Source organism: Cupriavidus ulmosensis (assembly GCF_977008105.1).
In genome coordinates, this window is record NZ_CDRMWP010000001.1 from 365895 (window position 1) to 383463 (window position 17569).

14 protein-coding genes are annotated in these 17569 nt (G+C 62.1%); 8 read left to right on the forward strand and 6 right to left on the reverse strand.

Annotation, left to right across the window (positions count from 1 at the left end; translation table 11 throughout):
• Positions 1-10: 10 nt before the first annotated feature.
• The 4 genes from ACWTPI_RS01615 to ACWTPI_RS01630 all read left to right on the forward strand — a co-directional run bounded on the left by ACWTPI_RS01615 (position 11) and on the right by ACWTPI_RS01630 (position 4714).
• Entirely contained in the window at positions 11-1087 is a 1077-nt protein-coding gene (locus ACWTPI_RS01615) for a branched-chain amino acid ABC transporter permease (protein WP_059410355.1), read from the forward strand.
• 84 nt (positions 1088-1171) lie between these two features.
• A complete protein-coding gene (locus tag ACWTPI_RS01620; protein WP_059410356.1) occupies positions 1172-2506 on the forward strand; it encodes an ABC transporter substrate-binding protein in 1335 nt (444 codons plus the stop codon).
• A gap of 101 nt (positions 2507-2607) precedes the next feature.
• Positions 2608-3423, forward strand: a complete 816-nt coding sequence (locus ACWTPI_RS01625) for an ABC transporter ATP-binding protein (protein WP_059410357.1) — start codon at positions 2608-2610, stop codon at positions 3421-3423.
• A 40-nt stretch (positions 3424-3463) separates the two neighbouring features.
• Positions 3464-4714, forward strand: coding sequence for a phenylacetate--CoA ligase family protein (locus tag ACWTPI_RS01630; protein ID WP_454730813.1), 1251 nt, complete (start codon positions 3464-3466; stop codon positions 4712-4714).
• 908 nt (positions 4715-5622) lie between these two features.
• Here ACWTPI_RS01630 and ACWTPI_RS01635 read toward each other — a convergent pair.
• Entirely contained in the window at positions 5623-6093 is a 471-nt protein-coding gene (locus ACWTPI_RS01635) for an Lrp/AsnC family transcriptional regulator (RefSeq protein ID WP_020206949.1), read from the reverse strand.
• A gap of 219 nt (positions 6094-6312) precedes the next feature.
• Between ACWTPI_RS01635 and ACWTPI_RS01640 the strand changes: the two genes are divergently transcribed.
• Positions 6313-7377 carry a porin gene (locus ACWTPI_RS01640; RefSeq protein WP_454730814.1) on the forward strand — a complete coding sequence of 355 codons (1065 nt, stop codon included), beginning with the start codon at positions 6313-6315 and terminating at the stop codon, positions 7375-7377.
• A 97-nt stretch (positions 7378-7474) separates the two neighbouring features.
• Complete coding sequence (locus ACWTPI_RS01645; protein WP_454730815.1) at positions 7475-8905, forward strand: amino acid permease; 1431 nt, start codon at positions 7475-7477, stop codon at positions 8903-8905.
• A 9-nt stretch (positions 8906-8914) separates the two neighbouring features.
• Here ACWTPI_RS01645 and ACWTPI_RS01650 read toward each other — a convergent pair whose 3' ends face one another.
• Positions 8915-9337, reverse strand: coding sequence for a YbaN family protein (locus ACWTPI_RS01650; RefSeq protein ID WP_454730816.1), 423 nt, complete (start codon positions 9335-9337; stop codon positions 8915-8917).
• 83 nt (positions 9338-9420) lie between these two features.
• The gene (locus tag ACWTPI_RS01655) at positions 9421-10398 is read right to left on the reverse strand and encodes an NAD(P)H-dependent flavin oxidoreductase (protein ID WP_454730817.1); all 978 of its coding nucleotides are present in this window, start codon (positions 10396-10398) and stop codon (positions 9421-9423) included.
• Between the two features lie 445 nt (positions 10399-10843).
• On the opposite strand from ACWTPI_RS01655, the gene ACWTPI_RS01660 reads away from it, so the two are divergent.
• Together ACWTPI_RS01660 and ACWTPI_RS01665 are read left to right on the forward strand one after the other, a co-directional pair.
• Positions 10844-11245, forward strand: coding sequence for a hypothetical protein (locus tag ACWTPI_RS01660; RefSeq protein ID WP_020206943.1), 402 nt, complete (start codon positions 10844-10846; stop codon positions 11243-11245).
• A 614-nt stretch (positions 11246-11859) separates the two neighbouring features.
• On the forward strand, positions 11860-12153 hold the full coding sequence (locus ACWTPI_RS01665) for a hypothetical protein (protein ID WP_454730818.1): 294 nt from the start codon (positions 11860-11862) through the stop codon (positions 12151-12153).
• Positions 12154-12774: 621 nt separating this feature from the next.
• Here the strand turns inward: ACWTPI_RS01665 and ACWTPI_RS01670 are convergent.
• From ACWTPI_RS01670 to ACWTPI_RS01680, 3 genes are all read right to left on the reverse strand, one after another.
• On the reverse strand, positions 12775-14970 hold the full coding sequence (locus ACWTPI_RS01670) for a hypothetical protein (protein WP_454730819.1): 2196 nt from the start codon (positions 14968-14970) through the stop codon (positions 12775-12777).
• 929 nt (positions 14971-15899) lie between these two features.
• Positions 15900-16397, reverse strand: a complete 498-nt coding sequence (locus ACWTPI_RS01675) for a DUF4411 family protein (RefSeq protein ID WP_454730820.1) — start codon at positions 16395-16397, stop codon at positions 15900-15902.
• Positions 16394-17548 carry an ImmA/IrrE family metallo-endopeptidase gene (locus tag ACWTPI_RS01680; RefSeq protein ID WP_454730821.1) on the reverse strand — a complete coding sequence of 385 codons (1155 nt, stop codon included), beginning with the start codon at positions 17546-17548 and terminating at the stop codon, positions 16394-16396. Before ACWTPI_RS01680 ends, ACWTPI_RS01675 begins: the two co-directional genes overlap by 4 nt.
• Between the last annotated feature and the right edge of the window lie 21 nt (positions 17549-17569).

The window sequence follows — 17569 nt, forward strand, 5'->3', positions numbered from 1 at the left end:
AGACAACCCCATGTTCTATCGTGAAGCCGGCCAGTTCAAGACCACCTACGAGGCCGACAGCCAGGTATTCCCGATCCGCCAGGACCGCATCGGCTTCGCCGTGCTGATGGCGGTGGCCTTCGTGGCGATTCCGTTCACCGCGTCGGAATACTGGTTCTCCGCCATCCTGATCCCGTTCCTGATCTTCGCGCTGGCCGCGCTCGGCCTCAACATCCTGACCGGCTACGCCGGCCAGCTCTCGCTCGGCACCGCCGCGTTCATGGCGGTGGGCGCCTACGCCGCGTACAACTTCCAGCTGCGCATCGAAGGGCTGCCGGTGCTGCTCACGTTCATCCTGGCGGGGCTGTCCGCCGCGCTGGTCGGCGTGGCGTTCGGCCTGCCGTCGCTGCGCATCAAGGGCTTCTACCTCGCCGTGGCCACGCTGGCCGCGCAGTTCTTCGTGGTGTGGGCGCTGACCAAGTTTCCCTGGTTCTCCAACAACAGCTCCTCCGGCGTGATCACCGCGCAGAAGCTCGCGCTGTTCGGCATCGCCATCGATACGCCCGTGAAGAAATACCTGTTCGTGCTGGCGCTGGTGACGGTGCTGGCGGTGGTGGCCAAGAACCTGGTGCGCTCGTCCACGGGCCGCGCGTGGATGTCGGTGCGCGACATGGACGTGGCCGCCGAGGTGATCGGCATCCCGCTCATGCGCACCAAGCTGCTGGCGTTCGCCGTCAGCTCGTTCTACTGCGGCGTGGCCGGCGCGCTCTATGCGTTCTGCTACCTCGGCTCGGTGGAGCCGGACGGCTTCTCGCTGGACCTGTCGTTCCGCGTGCTGTTCATGATCATCATCGGCGGCGTGGGCAGCATCCTCGGCGCCTTCCTCGGCGCGGCCTTCATCCTGCTGCTGCCGATCTTCCTGGACAACGTGCTGCCGCCGCTGGCCGCGCTGCTGCACCTGCCGTTCACCAACGCGGCGGTGTCGCACATCCAGCTGATGGTGTTCGGCGCGCTCATCATCTTCTTCCTGGTGGTAGAGCCGCACGGGCTCGCGCGGCTATGGCAGATCGCCAAGGAAAAGCTGCGGCTGTGGCCGTTCCCGCATTGAGACATTGACGAGATTTCGAGGTCGGACCAAGCAAAACGGGTATTCCATAACAAACACACACCTGCCAAGGTGAAGGAGACTGTCATGACCATCCTGATTCGCAACCTGCGGCGCATCGCCGTGGCCGCGGGCGCGTGCGCCGCGCTGCTGGCGCCGCCGGCCGCGCAGGCCCAGAGCGGCGAGCAGTTCGTGGCGCTGCCCAGCTACCGCGTGGGGCCGTACGGCGCCAACGGGCAGTCCTTCTACGGCGGCTTCATCGACTACCTCAATTACGTCAACCTCAAGGACGGCGGCGTCAACGGCGTCAAGCTCTCTTGGGAAGAGTGCGAGACCGAGTACAACAACGCCAAGGGCGTGGAATGCTATGAGCGCCTGAAGTCCAAGAGCGCGGCCAGCAAGGGCACCGCGTACCACACCATGTCCACCGGCATCTCCTACGCGCTGGTGGACAAGACCTCGGCCGACAAGGTGCCGCTGGTGATGATGGGCTACGGCCGCACCGACGCGGTGGACGGCTCGGTGTTCCCCTATGCCTTCCCGCTCGTGACCACCTACCAGATGCAGGTCTCGGCCATCGTCAAGTTCCTGGCCGGCAAGAACGGCGGCTCGCTCGCCGGCAAGAAGATCGTCTACCTGTACCACGACTCCGCCTACGGCAAGGAGCCCATCGTGGCGCTGGAAGCCGAGGCCAAGCTTGGCAAGTTCAACCTGGTCGAGATCCCGGTGGCGCATCCCGGCAACGAGCAGGGCGCGCAGTGGCTCAAGATCCGCCAGGAAAATCCCGACTACGTGATCTTCTGGGGCTGGGGCGTGATGAACCAGACCGCGCTCAAGGCCGCGCAGAAGGTCGGCTACGCGCGCGACAAGATGATCGGCTCGTGGTGGGCCGGCTCCGAGGAAGACACCGTGCCCGCCGGCGACGCCGCCAAGGGCTACATGAGCGCCACCTGGAACGTGGCCGGCAAGACCGTGCCCGTCATCGCCGACATCGACAAGGTGGTCTACGGCGCCGGCAAGGGCAACATGCAGGACCGCAACAAGGTCGGCTCCGTGCTCTACAACCGCGGCGTGTCCGCCGCCGTGGTCACGGTGGAAGCCATCCGCGTGGCCCAGGCCAAGTACGGCAAGGGCAAGGTCATGAGCGGCGACGACATGCGCTGGGCCTTCGAGAACCTCAACCTCACCAGCGCGCGCCTGCAGCAGCTCGGCGCCACCGGCCTGCTGCCCGAGATCAAGACCAGCTGCGACAACCACGAAGGCTCCGGCAAGGTGAAGATCCAGCAATGGGACGGCACCAGGTGGACCGTGGTGTCCGACTGGATCGAAGGCAACAAGAACCTGATCCACCCGCTGTTCAAGGCCACCGCCGCGCAGTTCGCCAAGGAGAAGGGAATCACGCCGGGGTGCATGAAGTCGTGATGGCCTGATGCTGTGGGTTTGCTCCCCTCTCCCATGAAGTGGGAGAAGGGAGCAGGAAAACGCCAGGCGCAGCCAGAAAGAACCACCAACCGAGCCGTACCATGACCCTCTTGTCCGTCAACAACATCGAAGTCATCTACGACCACGTCATCCTGGTGCTCAAGGGCGTCTCGCTCGACGTGCCGGAAGGCCGGATCGTGGCGCTGCTGGGCGCCAACGGCGCGGGCAAGACCACCACGCTCAAGGCCATCTCCAACCTGCTGCATGCCGAGCGCGGCGACGTCACCAAGGGCTCCATCGAATACCGCGGCGACCGCGTGGACCGCCTCACGCCCAACGCGCTGGTCAGGCGCGGCGTGATCCAGGTGATGGAAGGGCGCCACTGCTTCGCCCACCTCACGCTGGAAGAAAACCTGCTCACCGGCGCCTACACGCGCGGCCTCTCGCGCGCCGAGACGCGCGACGCGCTGGAGCGCATCTACGCCTATTTCCCACGCCTGAAGACGCGCCGCAAGTCGCAGGCCGGCTACACCTCCGGCGGCGAGCAGCAGATGTGCGCGATCGGCCGGGCCATGATGGCCAAGCCCAGCATGATCCTGCTCGACGAGCCCTCGATGGGCCTCGCGCCGCAGATCGTGGAAGAGATCTTCGAGATCGTGCGCGACCTCAACCAGCGCGAGAAGGTCAGCTTCCTGCTGGCCGAGCAGAACACGATGGTGGCGCTGCGCTACGCCGACTACGGCTACATCCTCGAGAACGGCCGCGTGGTGATGGACGGCGCCGCCGAGGCGCTGCGCTCCAACGAGGACGTGAAGGAGTTCTACCTCGGCGTGGCGGCCAACGACGGCGAGGGCGGCGGGCGCAGCTCGTTCCGCGACGTCAAGAGTTATCGCCGCCGGAAGCGCTGGCTCGCCTGATTTCCGCATCGCCCCTATTCACGCGACTCATACGCAAACCATGTCCGAACACTTCGATTCGCTGGAAACGCGCGCGCCCGCCGCGCGCGCGCAGGCCCTGCTGGCGGACCTGCGCCGGCAGGTGGCCCACGCCAAGGCGCACGCGCCGTACTTCGCGCAACTGCTGCGCGAGGTGGACCCGGACGCGCTCGATTCGCGCGCGGCGCTGGCCGCGCTGCCGGTGACGCGCAAGTCCGAGCTGACGCAGCGGCAGCGCGCCGCGCCGCCGCTCGGCGGGCTCAACGCCACGCCGCTCGGCGGGCTGCGCCACATCTTCCAGTCGCCCGGCCCCATTCACGAGCCGGACGGCCACGGCGCGGACTGGTGGCGCATCGCGCGCGCCATGTTCGCCGCGGGCTTTCGCGCCGGGGATCTGGTCTACAACACCTTCTCCTATCACTTCACGCCGGCCGGCATGATGATGGAAAGCGGCGCGCACAAGCTGGGCTGCTGCGTGTTCCCGGCCGGCGTGGGCCAGACCGAATCGCAGGTGCAGGCGCTGGCCAGCCTGCAGCCGGCCGCCTACGCGGGCACGCCCTCGTTCCTGCGCATCCTGCTGGAGAAGGGCGACGAGATGGGCCTGCCGTGCACCAGCCTGCGCAAGGCGCTGGTCTCCGGCGAGGCGCTGCCGCCCTCGCTGCGCGCGTGGTTCGGCGAGCGCGGCATCCGCGTGCAGCAGATGTACGGCAGCGCCGACGTCGGCCTGGTCGCCTACGAGAGCGAGGGCGCGGACGGCTGGGTGGTGGACGAAGGCGTGCTGGTGGAGATCGTCGAGCCCGGCGGCACGCAGCCGATGCCCGACGGCGAGGTCGGCGAGGTGGTGGTGACGGTGCTCGGCAACGGCGACTATCCGCTGATCCGCTTCGGCACCGGCGACCTCTCCGCCTTCGTGGCCGGCTCCGCCGAGCAAGCCAGCCCGTGCGGGCGCACCAACCTGCGGCTCAAGGGATGGCTCGGCCGCGCCGACCAGACCACCAAGGTCAAGGGCATGTTCGTGCATCCCGGACAGGTTGGGGAGGTCATGCGGCGGCATCCCGAAGTGCGGGCCGCTCGCCTCATCGTCACGGGCCGCGTGGGAGCCGATGTGATGACCCTGCATTGCGAGGCTGTGGGGAATGACGAGAACCTGGCCCGCGCGATCGGGGAATCGGTGCGGGAGGTGTTGCGGTTGCGTGGGGAGGTACGGTTTGTGGCGGTGGGGGCGTTGCCGCAGGATGGGAGGGTTATTGAGGATGCTAGGAGTTATGAGTGAGGGGGAGTGGTTTATTTGTGCTGCTTGGCTTCAAAGTCAACGGCTTAACGTCGGCGGCTGAACGTCAAAGTCAACGGCTTAACATCAACGGCTTAACATCAACGGCTGAACGTCAAAGTCAAAGTCAAAGGCTTTCGCTCCCCCGGAGCGACCTACTTTCTTTTCCCCGAAAAGAAAGTAGGCAAAGAAAGCGGGCTGCCTGGCCGGCAGGGGCAGAGCCGAACAGGGTTTCTTGGGTTGGTGGTTTCGTGGTGGGGGTGGTGGTTCTGCTGGGGTTCTGCCGGTACCGGTCTTGGCGGCCACTGTCTCTCGGGTGGTGTTCGATTCGTGGTGGCGCTGCATGATGGCGGTGGCCCAGGCCCTTCGGGCTGCTGCCGCGACCGGGGCGGAGGGGATCGTCGTAGGGGCGGTGCTGGTTTCGTGGTGGGCGTGGTGGCCCCATTCGATCTCAGTGCCAAACGGTTTTGACTTGAGAGGCAATCCGGTTCAAAGCAACCCCGCACACCCGCGCGGGGTCCACCACGCCCACCACGAAACCAGTGCCGGTGCTACGCCGTGACCGCCAGCACCGGTAACGGCAGATGCCCGAACCAGCAGTGCGCCCGCCATCATAGGTCTGACCCCGCAACCCATACCGCCAGCCAGATCGTGGCCGCTCGCACCGGTAATGGCAGGATGCCAGCAGAACCACAGGCCCCACGACGAAACCACCAACAACAAGAAACCCCAACGTTTCTGCCCCTGCCGGCCAGGCAGCCCGCTTTCTTTGCCTACTTTCTTTTCGGGGAAAAGAAAGTAGGTCGCTCCGGGGGAGCGAAAGCCTTTGACTTTGAAGTTGATTTTGACTTTGATGTTGATTTTGATCTTGACATTAGGCCGTTGAATTTAAGTTTTTTCATAGAGAAATATCAAATCTCCAAGATATCAAGAACAGACCCCGTCCTCTTAACTGTAGCCAAAACAATATGAGAATTAATAGCCATCACCCCCGGCGCCTTATGCAACCGATCGACAACAAACTCAGAATAATGCTCTAAACTCCGTGCCCGCACAGTCAGCACATAGTTGGACGGCCCCGACACGATCCGTGCGGTCACCACCTCCGGCCAGTCGTTCAAGGCCTGCACGAAATTCTCGTGCCAGCGCTCCACGTCGGTGCGCATCGACACCTGCACCAGTGCCTCGAACTCCATGCCCAGCGCCTTGGCGTCGAGCACGCAGCGGTAGCCCGCGATCACGCCGGCCTCTTCCAGTAGCTTCACCCGCCGGAAGCATGCCGAGGCGGACAGGTTCACCGCCTCGGCCAGTTCCTGGTTGGTGGTTTTTCCGTCGCGGGTCAGGTGGCGCAGGATGCGGACATCGATCAGGTCAAGTTTCATTCTGAATATTTAACCGCGAAATCGTTATTTGGCGAAATAAATGCAGCGCAAAACGATTTGATGCGATAAAAAGTCGAAGAAAATTCAATTATCTGTTTGTTAATATACCTCTCCCTGAGCGTAAAAGCACTGGCTGGCATGCAGTGCCGCGCATCAGGCTGGTCCGTTCGCCGCGAGGCGCGCGGAGCCGGAAAAACAAAAAAGAGAGGAGACGCATCGATGAAGACATTCGGACCGCCGCTATTGGCGGGCATGCTCGCCGCAGGCGGCGCCAGCGCGCAGGGCTCGGCCACGCTCTACGGCATCGTCGACCAGAGCCTGCGCTTCACCACCCACGCCAACGCCGCCAACGACCACGACATCGCGCTGGCCAACGGCGCCGTGACCAACAGCCGCTTTGGCCTGCGCGGCGAGGAAACGCTGGGCTCCGGCCTCAAGGCCATCTTCCGCCTGGAAAACGGCTTCGACCCGCAGACCGGCCACACCAACCAGAACGGCCGGCTGTTCGGCCGCTACGCCTACGTCGGCCTGTCCGGCCGCCTCGGCACGCTGCGGCTCGGCCGCCAGTCCACCGAAGGCTTCAACCTGTTCGGCGACTTCGACCTGCTCACCATCGCCAACTACACCGCCAACTACTGGCCGTACTTCATCACCGCGGGCCGCATCGACAACGCCGCCAGCTATGACGGCACCTTCGGCGGCCTCAACGTGGGCGCCAGCTACGGCTTCGGCGAGCAGCCCGGCAGCGTGGGCCGCAACGCGTACTGGGGCGCGCGCGCCGCCTACACCGCCGGCGCCGTCAGCGTGGGCAGCGTGTACCAGGAGACGCGCGACGCCGCCAGCAACGCGCAGCGCATGTGGGGCGCGGCCGCGCGCTACGCGGCGGGCGCCGGCAGGTATTTCCTCGGCTACCTCGGCGGCCGGGACGCCACCGGCTCGCTCGACGCCGCGCTCAACGATGCCGCCCGCACCGTCGCCCACGGCACCTTCACGGCCAACCCGCGCCGGGACGACACCGTCTACGCCGGCCTCGCTTATCAGATGGCGCCGGCGCTCACGCTGACCGCCGTCTTCTACTACGACCGCATCCGCAACGCCAACGGCATCGCCGGCAACGGCGGCAGGCGCTACACGGGCGTGGCGCTGGCCGAGTACGCGCTGTCGCGGCGCACGCAGTTGTACGGCACGGTGGACCACAACATCGTCAGCGGCGGCGCCGCCACGGAACTGCCCGGGCGCGGCAACCAGACCGGCGTGGCGCTCGGCATCCGCCACAGCTTCTGAGCCGCGGCGCTTCGCATCATCCGGTCCCCGGTCCAGGGACGATGCGGCAACCGCGGGCCTCGCGCCGGCGCGGCCGCGCACACGAAGGAGACAAGCCATGACAAATCCCCCGCAGCAGTTCCAGCAGATCGTCGAGCGCGAGAAAGGGCTGCGGCGCAGCCTCAGCGCCAGCCAGATGACCATGATCGCCATCGGCGGCGCGGTCGGCACCGGGCTGTTCCTCGGCAGCGGTTTCGCCATCGGCTTTGCCGGCCCGAGCGTGCTGGTGAGCTACGCCATCGGCGCGTGCATCGCGCTGCTGCTGATGGGCTGCCTGGCCGAGATGACGGTCGCGCACCCGACCTCCGGCTCGTTCGGCGCCTATGCCGAGCACTACGTCGGGCCGCTGGCCGGCTTCCTGGTGCGCTATGCCTACTGGGCCTGCATCGTGCTGGCGGTCGGCGCCGAGGTCACGGCCACCGCGCTCTACATGAAGTACTGGCTGCCGGCGGTGCCGGGCTGGTTCTGGATCGTGTCGTTCTCGGGCGCGCTGGTGCTGGTCAACGCGCTGAGCGTCAACATCTTCGGCGCGGTGGAGTACTGGTTCTCGGTCATCAAGATCGCCGCCATCGTCGGCTTCATCCTGCTCGGCGCCTACGTGGTCTTCGGCGCGCCCACGCTGGTCGGCGACGGCGCGCGGCAGGCCGGCTTCCACCACTACACCGCGCACGGCGGCTTCTTTCCCAACGGCATCGGCGGCACGTGGGTGGCGGTGATCGTCTCCATCTTCAGCTACCTGAGCATCGAGATGATCGCCGTGGCCGCCGGCGAGGCGCAGGACCCGGAGCGCGCCGTCATGCGCGCGTTCCGCTCCACCATGCTGCGGCTGGTGCTGTTCTATCTGCTCACGCTCGCGCTGATGCTGGCCATCGTGCCGTGGACGGCCGCCGGCCACGACCAGAGCCCCTTCGTCAAGGTCATGGAAGCCATCCGCATTCCCGGCGCGGCCGGCGTCATCAACTTCGTGGTGCTGATCGCCGCGCTGTCGGCCATGAACAGCCAGCTCTACATCACCACGCGCATGATGTTCAGCCTCTCGCGCGCCGGCTACGCGCCGCGGCCGCTCGGCCAGCTCAGCGCGCGCGGCGTGCCGCTGCCGGCGCTGCTGCTGTCCACCGGCGGCATCGCCATCGCCACGCTGGTGAGCATCTTCTATCCCGACGCCTCGTTCACCATCATGATGGCCGTGTCGATGTTCGGCGCGCTGTTCACGTGGATGATGATCTTCGTCACCCACTACTTCTTCCGCCGCGCGTGGCATGCCCGGGGCGGCGCGCCGCTGCGCTTTCGCATGTGGGGCTTTCCGGTGCTCACGCTGCTCGGCGCGGGGCTGATGCTGGCCGTGATGCTCACCACGGCGTTCACGCAGGCATTCCGCATGACGCTGGTGTTCGGCGTGCCGTTCCTGGCGGTGCTGACGGTGGCTTACTTCGGCTGGTACAAGGCGCGCGCGCTGGCGGTGGCCGCGCGGGCAAACGAAGCGGCCTGAGCCGGCCGCTCAGGCCTCGCCGTCCGGGGCGGACGGCGGATAGCCGCCGCGCGGGCGCGTCGGCAGCCACAGCAGCCACGTGGTCACGGCCGCCGCGCAGGCCAGCAAGGCGACCGAGACGAACGGGCGCTCGCGCAGCAGCCACGCCGTGGCGCCCATCGACGGCCACATGGTGCCGATGGCCAGCCACTTGGCGCGCAGCGGCACGCTGTGGTGCTGCTGCCAGTCATGCACCAGCGGCCCCAGCCGCGGATGCGCCAGCAGCCGCGCATGAAAACGCTCCGAGCCGCGCGCGAAGCACGCCGCGGCCAGCAGCACGAACGGCGTGGTCGGCAGCACCGGCAGGAAGATGCCGACGATGCCCAGCAGCAGGCTGAGCGCGCCGAGCGCGACGAACAGCGCGCGCAGCAAGCGCTCGCGGTGGCTGCACACGGCGGCGCCGGTACCGGCATTGGCGCCGGCGTCAGTGTCTGCGTCGGCGTTGGTGCCGGAGCCGGCGGGCGGCCGCTTCGCGCTCAGACCGCCAGCCCCAGGCGCGCGCGCGCCGCGTCGTACTCGGCCTTCATGCGCGCCACGATCTCGCCGGCGGCCGGGACATCGTGGATCTGGCCCACGCCCTGGCCCGCGCCCCACACGTCCTTCCACGCCTTCGCCTTGGACGCGCCGCTGGAGAAATCCATCTTGCTCTTGTCCGCTTCCGGCAGGTTCTCCGGGTCCAGCCCGGACGCCACGATGCTCTCGCGGATGTAGTTGCCGTGCACGCCGGTGAACAGGTTGGTGTAGATGATGTCCGCCGCGGCCGACGTGGTGATCGACTGCTTGTACTGCTCGCTCGCGTGCGCCTCCTGCGAAGCGATGAAGCGCGTGCCCACGTAGGCGAAGTCCGCGCCCATCGCCTGCGCGGCCAGCACCGCCTCGCCGGTGGCGATCGACCCCGACAGCGCGATCACGCCGTCGAAGATCTTGCGCACCTCGCCCACCAGCGCGAACGGCGACAGCGTGCCCGCGTGCCCGCCCGCGCCGGCCGCCACCAGGATCAGGCCATCCACGCCGGCCTCGATGGCCTTCTGCGCATGGCGGATGCTGATCACGTCGTGCAGCACGATGCCGCCGTAGCTGTGCACCGCGTCGATCATCTCCCTGGGCGGCGCGCGCAGCGAGGTGATGAAGATCGGCACCTTGTGGTCCACGCACACCTTGATGTCATGCTCCAGCCGCACGTTGGACGCATGCACGATCTGGTTCACCGCCACCGGCCCCACCGGCGCGCCCGGGTTGGCCGCGCGGAAGCTGGCCAGCGCCTCCTCGATCTGCGTCAGCCAGTCGCCCAGCACCTCCGCCGGGCGCGCGTTCAGCGCGGGGAAGGAACCGACGATGCCCGCCTTGCACTGCGCCAGCACCAGCTCCGGATAACTGACGATGAACATCGGCGAGGCAATGACGGGCAGGGCGAGGTTCTGCAGGACCTTCGGCAATTGTCTGGCGGCGGGCATGGTGTCTCCTGAACCACGGCGGGCGCCGCGACCAGCGCCCGGGATGTGAACGATCGTTCGATTATAGGGAGTTTCCGCGCGGCGGCGTTGGGGGCTGGCTAGACGCGCCAGTCTACGGCCGGCTGGCCGGCGCGGGCGCGTGTAAGAAACGGATACAAGCCCGGAGCCCGCCCCGGTACACGGCGCATACGCCTCATCCGTTAAACCCATACGAGATGGCGCGCGGTGACTGGTGCATATGCAGCTTGGTTCCGCGCAAATTGTTTCTTTTGCAGAACAGTGTATTGACTGAATCAGGGTTTCCCCTAGGTCAATCCCAGGCGTACATTTCGTGAACCGCCAGGCTTCCGCGCCGCCGCAAGGCGACGGCCACGGAACCAGGCAGCAGCGCCGGCCCGGCCGGCGCGCGTCCCCAGCCAGTAGTCAGCAGCAAAGGAGTGCATTCATGAGTTCCATCCTCGAAGCCCTGTTCTCCAGGCACATCGGCGACCCCGATCGCGTGGTCACGGCGCTCAACCATCAGGAAATCGTCGTCGCCCTGTCAGCGCTGGTCGCCGAGAAGAACGTCGCCATCCTGCACATGCTCTACCCGCGCACCGACGCCCGCACCCACCGCAGCCTGGACGCCCTGGTCGGCGCGCTGCACAACCACGGGCTGCACCAGACGGCCGAACTGATCGCGCAGGAAGCGCACTACCTCGTGTTCAAGGAACCCGACAAGGCGTGGAAGACCCTGCAGGAAATCCGCCACGACTCGCTGGCCATCGGCGTGCATCTTTACTACAAGGGTGCCACTGGCGACGCGGCGGAACGTGAGCTGGATAAGGATGCGCACCGGAAGGCTTGAGGTGGTGCAGGTATTGCAGCGGCGTGGCCCCGCGCTGCGTGGTTGCTGATCTGCTGACTGACTTCCCGGTTTGCTCCCCTCTCCCGCGCAGTGGGAGAGGGGGCGGGGGAGAGGGCAGAGCGCTTGCGAATGACGAACGCGGTCACTTTGCAGAGCACCTGATTTCCTCCCCCGCCGCTGCCCCGCACACGGGAGAGCAGCGTGCCACAAAGCGCCAGGCCGACTTCATCAACAGCCTGAAGGCCCCGCAATGCGGGGCCTTGTTGCATGTTCTTGCTGAAGACGGACATGTGCCGGGTGCTTGCGCATGCAGTGACTTTGGGCTCGGTCCAGGCGCGCGCGTTTGCTGATCCTGCGTCGCCGCAGTTGAGCGAGGCGTTTGCTGTGACTGCTGAAATGCCAGGGTGGAGGGTGTTGCAGGCGGTTGTGGGACTGGCGTTCAGGGGTGCAAAAAAATCTGCGGTTGGTAACAGAAGTTATCAAATCGCACGCCAACTCGGAGCTAGACTCTAGTCGTTGCCGCTTTCTGCGGCGACCGGGAATAGCAGCCTGAATACGAAGGACGAGCCGCCGGCATCCGGCGGACACTTTATTTCAGCCTGCGAGAACGCCCAATGCACCAGCACACCCGAGACGGCATCACCGCCGACCACAACGGCGCAGACATGTCCTTGACTGCGCGCTTTCCACATGAAAATCCCCTGAGCCTTGCGGTATTGAAGGCTGCGCAGCTGCATGCGTTGTTGTTGATGGCCAGCGATTTCGTGGTGGCCGATGGCTCGGCCAACGGCTTGCAGCCGATGGAGCGGGAGAGTGTTTTTTCGCTGGCTGCGGAGCTGGCGGGGGAGGTGTTGGCGTTGAGTGAGATGGTGGGGGTGGCGGGGCGGGAGGGGGTGGTTGATGGGTGAGACAAGTGTCTCTTGGACCTAGCCTATCTAGAACGCTGACTGTTGTTTGCAGGGAATGGATCACAGGTGTTTGAACTCGTGGGCCATTTTTTTTGAGCTAAGGGAGGGGTCGGTAAGCGGACATTGGGCGAGGCTGTCAGAAGGCTGCTGCCGACCCACTCCGGTCAGGCAACTTTCATCAAACCGGTCAGTCAGCCGAATCCAGATTTTGCAAGCCGCAGTGCACTAAGCGGCCGCTGGCGACCTCACCCAATCGGCCATCATCGGCCCGTGCCTCGCGTGCTCCCAATGGCAGTTTCTACTTCGCGAGCAGACGTTTCGAGCGTCGGTCCAAGTGTGTCGCTGGAATTCGCCGCATAGCTGCCGCAATCCGCAATGTGCTCGTTTGCAATGCCGTCGCGCGGAAGCTTTGCGGTGCCTTATGCGAAACGTCGGTTGTGCTGCTACCTCATTGACGTGAGACCGAATCGGGAAACCATCTTGCACAACGGCGGCATGGATGCCTTGGTAGACGTCGATGAAATAGTATTAAATAATATTTTTTAATCAAAATAAAGGGCTTGCGCGACATTAAGTCGCGCAAGCCTCCCCGCATTCAGTACGCCAGCACTTCGGCAACTTTTATTTCATTAGCAACCACAAATCATCCTTGGAATTGTTTTGCATTTTCATTATTTGAGAAATTCGTCGGGTATGTTTTCTCTGTGGAATATATAATGCCCCCTCATCGCCGGCGCCTAAGATGATAATCCCGTTATTTATCATATATTGAATTGCACCATCTGCCGCGTCACGGTCCCAATACCGCTCTGCGCCGCGCAAAAGCGCATCCTCGCGACGTCCTCGCCCTTTTTGGAAAAAAAGCTTCTTGAGAATCGCCAACAGAGTCTTCTGAGAATTCGAAAGATTGAGTTCGCTGATTCGTGCCGCCGACGATGCATCCTCGCTTTTGCCAATTGTTGGATTGACGAAGGCATCCTTAAATCCCGAAAGATCAGATGCGCCTTTCAAAATTTCGATCATGCAATCCGAAAAACGCGCTGCTTCAAACTCAACGCCCTCGATTACAAGCTCCTCTATCTCAACGGCGTTCACGGACAAATTTTTAATCTTGATATCAATCAATATAAGATTTTTGATTCGACCATCATGTATACTAAAACCATGAAAATCAATCTCATCGTCTTCTAACAACACACGAGCCGCTATGAAATCACAACCCACCTGGTTATTTACATGTGCCGAACAGTGTTTTGCAAATTTTTCGGTGTCGTGGCCTAGACCGGCGTTGCGCGCTAGCATCCGCAGTCCGAGCTGACCCAAAGGCTTAATCCAATTCTGCCGAGGAAGATCCTTGTCAAATCTCTGCACAGACCTGGCCAGCGCAATACCTCGCAAACCATCTTTCGCGTAATCATCAACGAATATGCGCTCGGCTCCGCCTTCTCCCGTACGACCTAAGTACGGAAGCTTTTGAAGTAATTGAGCTGCCTCATCAACAGGCGCGGCCCCAGTCACGTCAAAGAAAACTCGATTGATCTCTTCAGCAGTAATTTTTTCTTCGTCTTCGTATTTTTCTCGAGTGCGCTGCGCTAGCAGCAACAAAATACTCTTCAAGCTGTCTTTGAAAATTGCGGGATTCAGCTTAGTTTCTCGAGCACAAATCGCGTCAAATACGCTTTCAAAAAATTCAAGTTCACCTTCTGCCGCTGACTCGATACGATCAACTTCCTCAGGACTGAGCCGCGCCAGCAATTGGCATATTAGCGGCTTGCGAGGCATCCAATGGGGGACCGACTTGAGCGCAGTGTTTGTTTTCAGATAATCCCCAAGCTCCTCGTCAGAAAATTCCTCTGGGCATTTTAGGAGCAAAATATCCGATAAAGCCACGCCCAAACATTCTGCCATTTCCTCGTGAGTGGAAAAGTAGTGCTCACGCCCCGTCAGTAAAATTCCCGAATTAGCACAATTCGCAATGAGATCACGAACCCCTTCCAAGCTACGCTTTCGCGTTTCTCTGAGTCTGTTCGGGTCCCCAGACCATGCCTGTGATCCTATTTCATCAAATCCATCAAGAAGAAGGATTTGCTGCCCTCTTCGTACACTACGAACGATATTGTCCGTGTACTCCCCTAGTCCTAGACTATCCAAATGATCTGATATAAGTCGATTGAACTTTTTTACGCCATAGTTTTCGCGAAGATTGATTGCTATAGGTGGAAATTGACCATTTGATTGAATTAGGTCTTTGAAAATTTCCATAATGCAACGAGATTTTCCAGAACCAAACTCGCCCGTCAGAACAATTTTCTTTCCCGATTTGAGAGCGGATACTATATTTTCTATAGAATATTCCCGATCAGCGGAATCGAAATAACGTATTGCGGTGTAGGATTTCTCGTCCACTTCGCCGGTGTCGGGATCGACCGCACTTCCGAATGGACTTCGCAGTCGTTCGGTGATGTACTGAGATGATCCAATAAATTTTGACGCAAATGTCTCAAGACTATGGACATCAACGTCAAGCGCTTCGCCCGTAGTCCTTAACGAATTGTGATCGCCAAGTGTGACAAAGTAGCACTCAGAGAAGATTCTTCGTGCAAATAGTCCTTGCTTCATCACATTTAGTTTGGCGACATCATCGCGCAGCTTGTTGATGTCATCGCGCTTTGATACTTCTATTAAAATCCAATAGTCCTTTTTAGTCTTCAAGACCACGTCACACCGAACACCGGCAATATCTTCGGGCTCGGCCTTCGTTGACCACACGGATTCCGCGATTTTTTTTACTTCGCGTTCTAGATCTTGCCAGCGCATTGTATTCTCACGTTTAACACCGGTTTCAAAAGGTGCGCCATTGGCGACTGAGGCTCTAGTTTAATCGAATCACGACGCGGCCCGTGGATATTAGCTTTCGGTGTACAACGCCTCCGACGCTCTTGATGTCGGCTTGTGCGCCGCTTGTTACGCTCAATTTCGCTCCTGGGCGTGACCTAGACCATTCGAAAGCTCTATATTGTCTTCGTTGTCATCTTTGGAATCGCTCTACGCAGGGGGGAAGCGCTCCATGAACTCGTTTGGCACCACGCTCATTGAAGGAAACCCCCTTGGGGCGTATACCGACGGTCCCCGCGGATATGCCGATGGCGGGGTTGTAGATATCCTTTTTGGACAACGCCCGCCGAACTCATTGTCATAGCCCAAGCGCTCGGACTGACCGGCACTGGTCATCTCCAGGCGCCGGGCAACGCCGCGCCGCGCACCCTGTCCGGGCATGGCGCGCGGGATCAGTGGGCCAGCAATCGCAGCCGCACGCACGACCGGTTCACCAGACATTGCGGCTTCACTGCGCAACGGGTCAACGCAGCGGCCGTACGGTTTAAGTTGCCTTGCCGTGTGGCACCCGTCGATCACCTACAGGAGGTCGACGAGCCTCACGAGGACTCAACATCCATCCATCGACGACCTCTATTTTGGACAAGGATTGCACACAATTTGAGGGCAGACGTTGACCGACTGCTCATGGCCGACAGCGGCCAGTGGCAGGCTCGTAATCTATGACCGCTGTTGAAACGTGAACCATTGCCGAACTAGACTGGCAACGAAAGCCTATCGGCAGTTACTAGTTTAAGCAATGCAAGAGATCTGGAGCGGGGGCAATACTCTTACCATTAGCAAGCGCTGCGTCCGCCGTGTGGGTGGAGGGAGGCTTAACGGCAGCCTTATTGTAGAGCACCAAGAAAACACTAAGCCGCCAACACAAACTGCGCCCCAAGCTTATCTAGCAATTCAAACGTATTCATCCACGGCACGCCAAAGTGCTGACAAATATTCGGAATCAAGAACTTCCTACGAGCATCCCTGTGAAAAGCCTCATGCGTGACCACAATCGCGTCGGTTGCCATAGCCTTGGCAATCAACCAAGGATCGGCTCCGGCCATGAACTTTTCAAGGGCACCGACTTTCATCACTGGTGCCTGTTCGGCGACAACACGTGCAACATCCACGAAGGCCAACTGCGTGGCGTCGTCGCTGACATCCATGAAAAGCCCTGCATTGTCCTTGGCCCATTGGGCCAGTTCGTCGTTGCCCTTCTTCAACTCGTCGGCAACCATAGAGATGCTGCCTACCTGCAACAACTGATTTTGGCCATGAACCCACTGCCAGAAAGCCGGACAGAAGGTCATGCTGTAATACCGGTTCTTTGCCTCAATCAACGTGTTGGAGTCGAGCAGATGCTTCATTCGGTGACGGTACTGGCGTAGGCTTTCATTTTCGATGGCTGGATACCGAGTAGCCTGGCGGCGTCGCGCAGCAGCATGTTGCCTCGCATCGTCTCCGCCAGCACGGCTCTGCTGAAGCGCGCGCTGTTCTTGGCGCCGGCGTTGCGGTAGAAATTCCCGCCGCCGTTGTCTTTGTCCCGGTATGCCTGGAGTTCGGCGAGGTAGTAGCCGCTGTAGGCCTCCCTGGCGATGAGGCCAAGATCGGCGGCGCGCCTGGCAATGACCAGCTTGCTGACCTTGAAGTCGGCGGCGAGCACGGGAAGATTCTCCTTCCAGTCGACATCACCGCGCCAGGCTTGGCGGAAGGCGGCCTCCGGCGCGAGAAATTCCCCGGCAACGGCGTTGCAGAAAATCTCTTCCCGCTGGTTGGCGTTCACCGATACGCTGGAAATGCCGCTGCTGTTGATCCAGACATGCGCCAATTCGTGGATGAGCGTGAAGAGTCGCGCTGCCGGCGCATCGGCGCTGTTGATGAACACCACGGGCGCCAGCGGGTTGCTGATGGCAAAGCCGCGGAATTCGCCCACGTCGAGCTTGCGATGGGTATTGGTGCCCACGATGCCGCTGCGCATCACGAGTATGCCGACAGACTCGGCAGCTGCTATGAGCGTGCGAAGGAATTCTTCATGGGTCGGCCGCGCGGCATTTTCTGCAACATGCAGCGTCTTCCGCATGTCCGCGACGACCTCCTTGACAGGGCTCTGGCTGGTGAAGCGCCCGACGAACGGTAGCGGCCCGAACTCGTGTTCCTTGAGATAGTCCAGATACCAGCCGTGCTTCCAGAGAACGTCCTTTACCGCATCGACCAATTCGGGGCTCGGCCGGGCCGGCGCCGCGCCACCCAGCGTGCGCAGGTCCGGCAGCGGCAGTTCGTCAGAGGGTGGTTCCTTCAGGAACAGGAATCCGAACGGTATGTGAGACAGAAGGGCCCACTTCTGTGCCTGCTTGAAAGTGGGCTGGCTATCGCCTACCTCCCACTCAAAGACTTTCTCTGGCTTCACGGGGATTTTGTCCGCCACGTCGAACTCGGACAGCCCGGCCCGCAGGCGGGACCAGGTGAGCAGACGAGGGGTGACGAGAGCGTGACTCATGGCGTAGTGATGATAGGTCACGGTGTCGATTTGCGTCCAGTG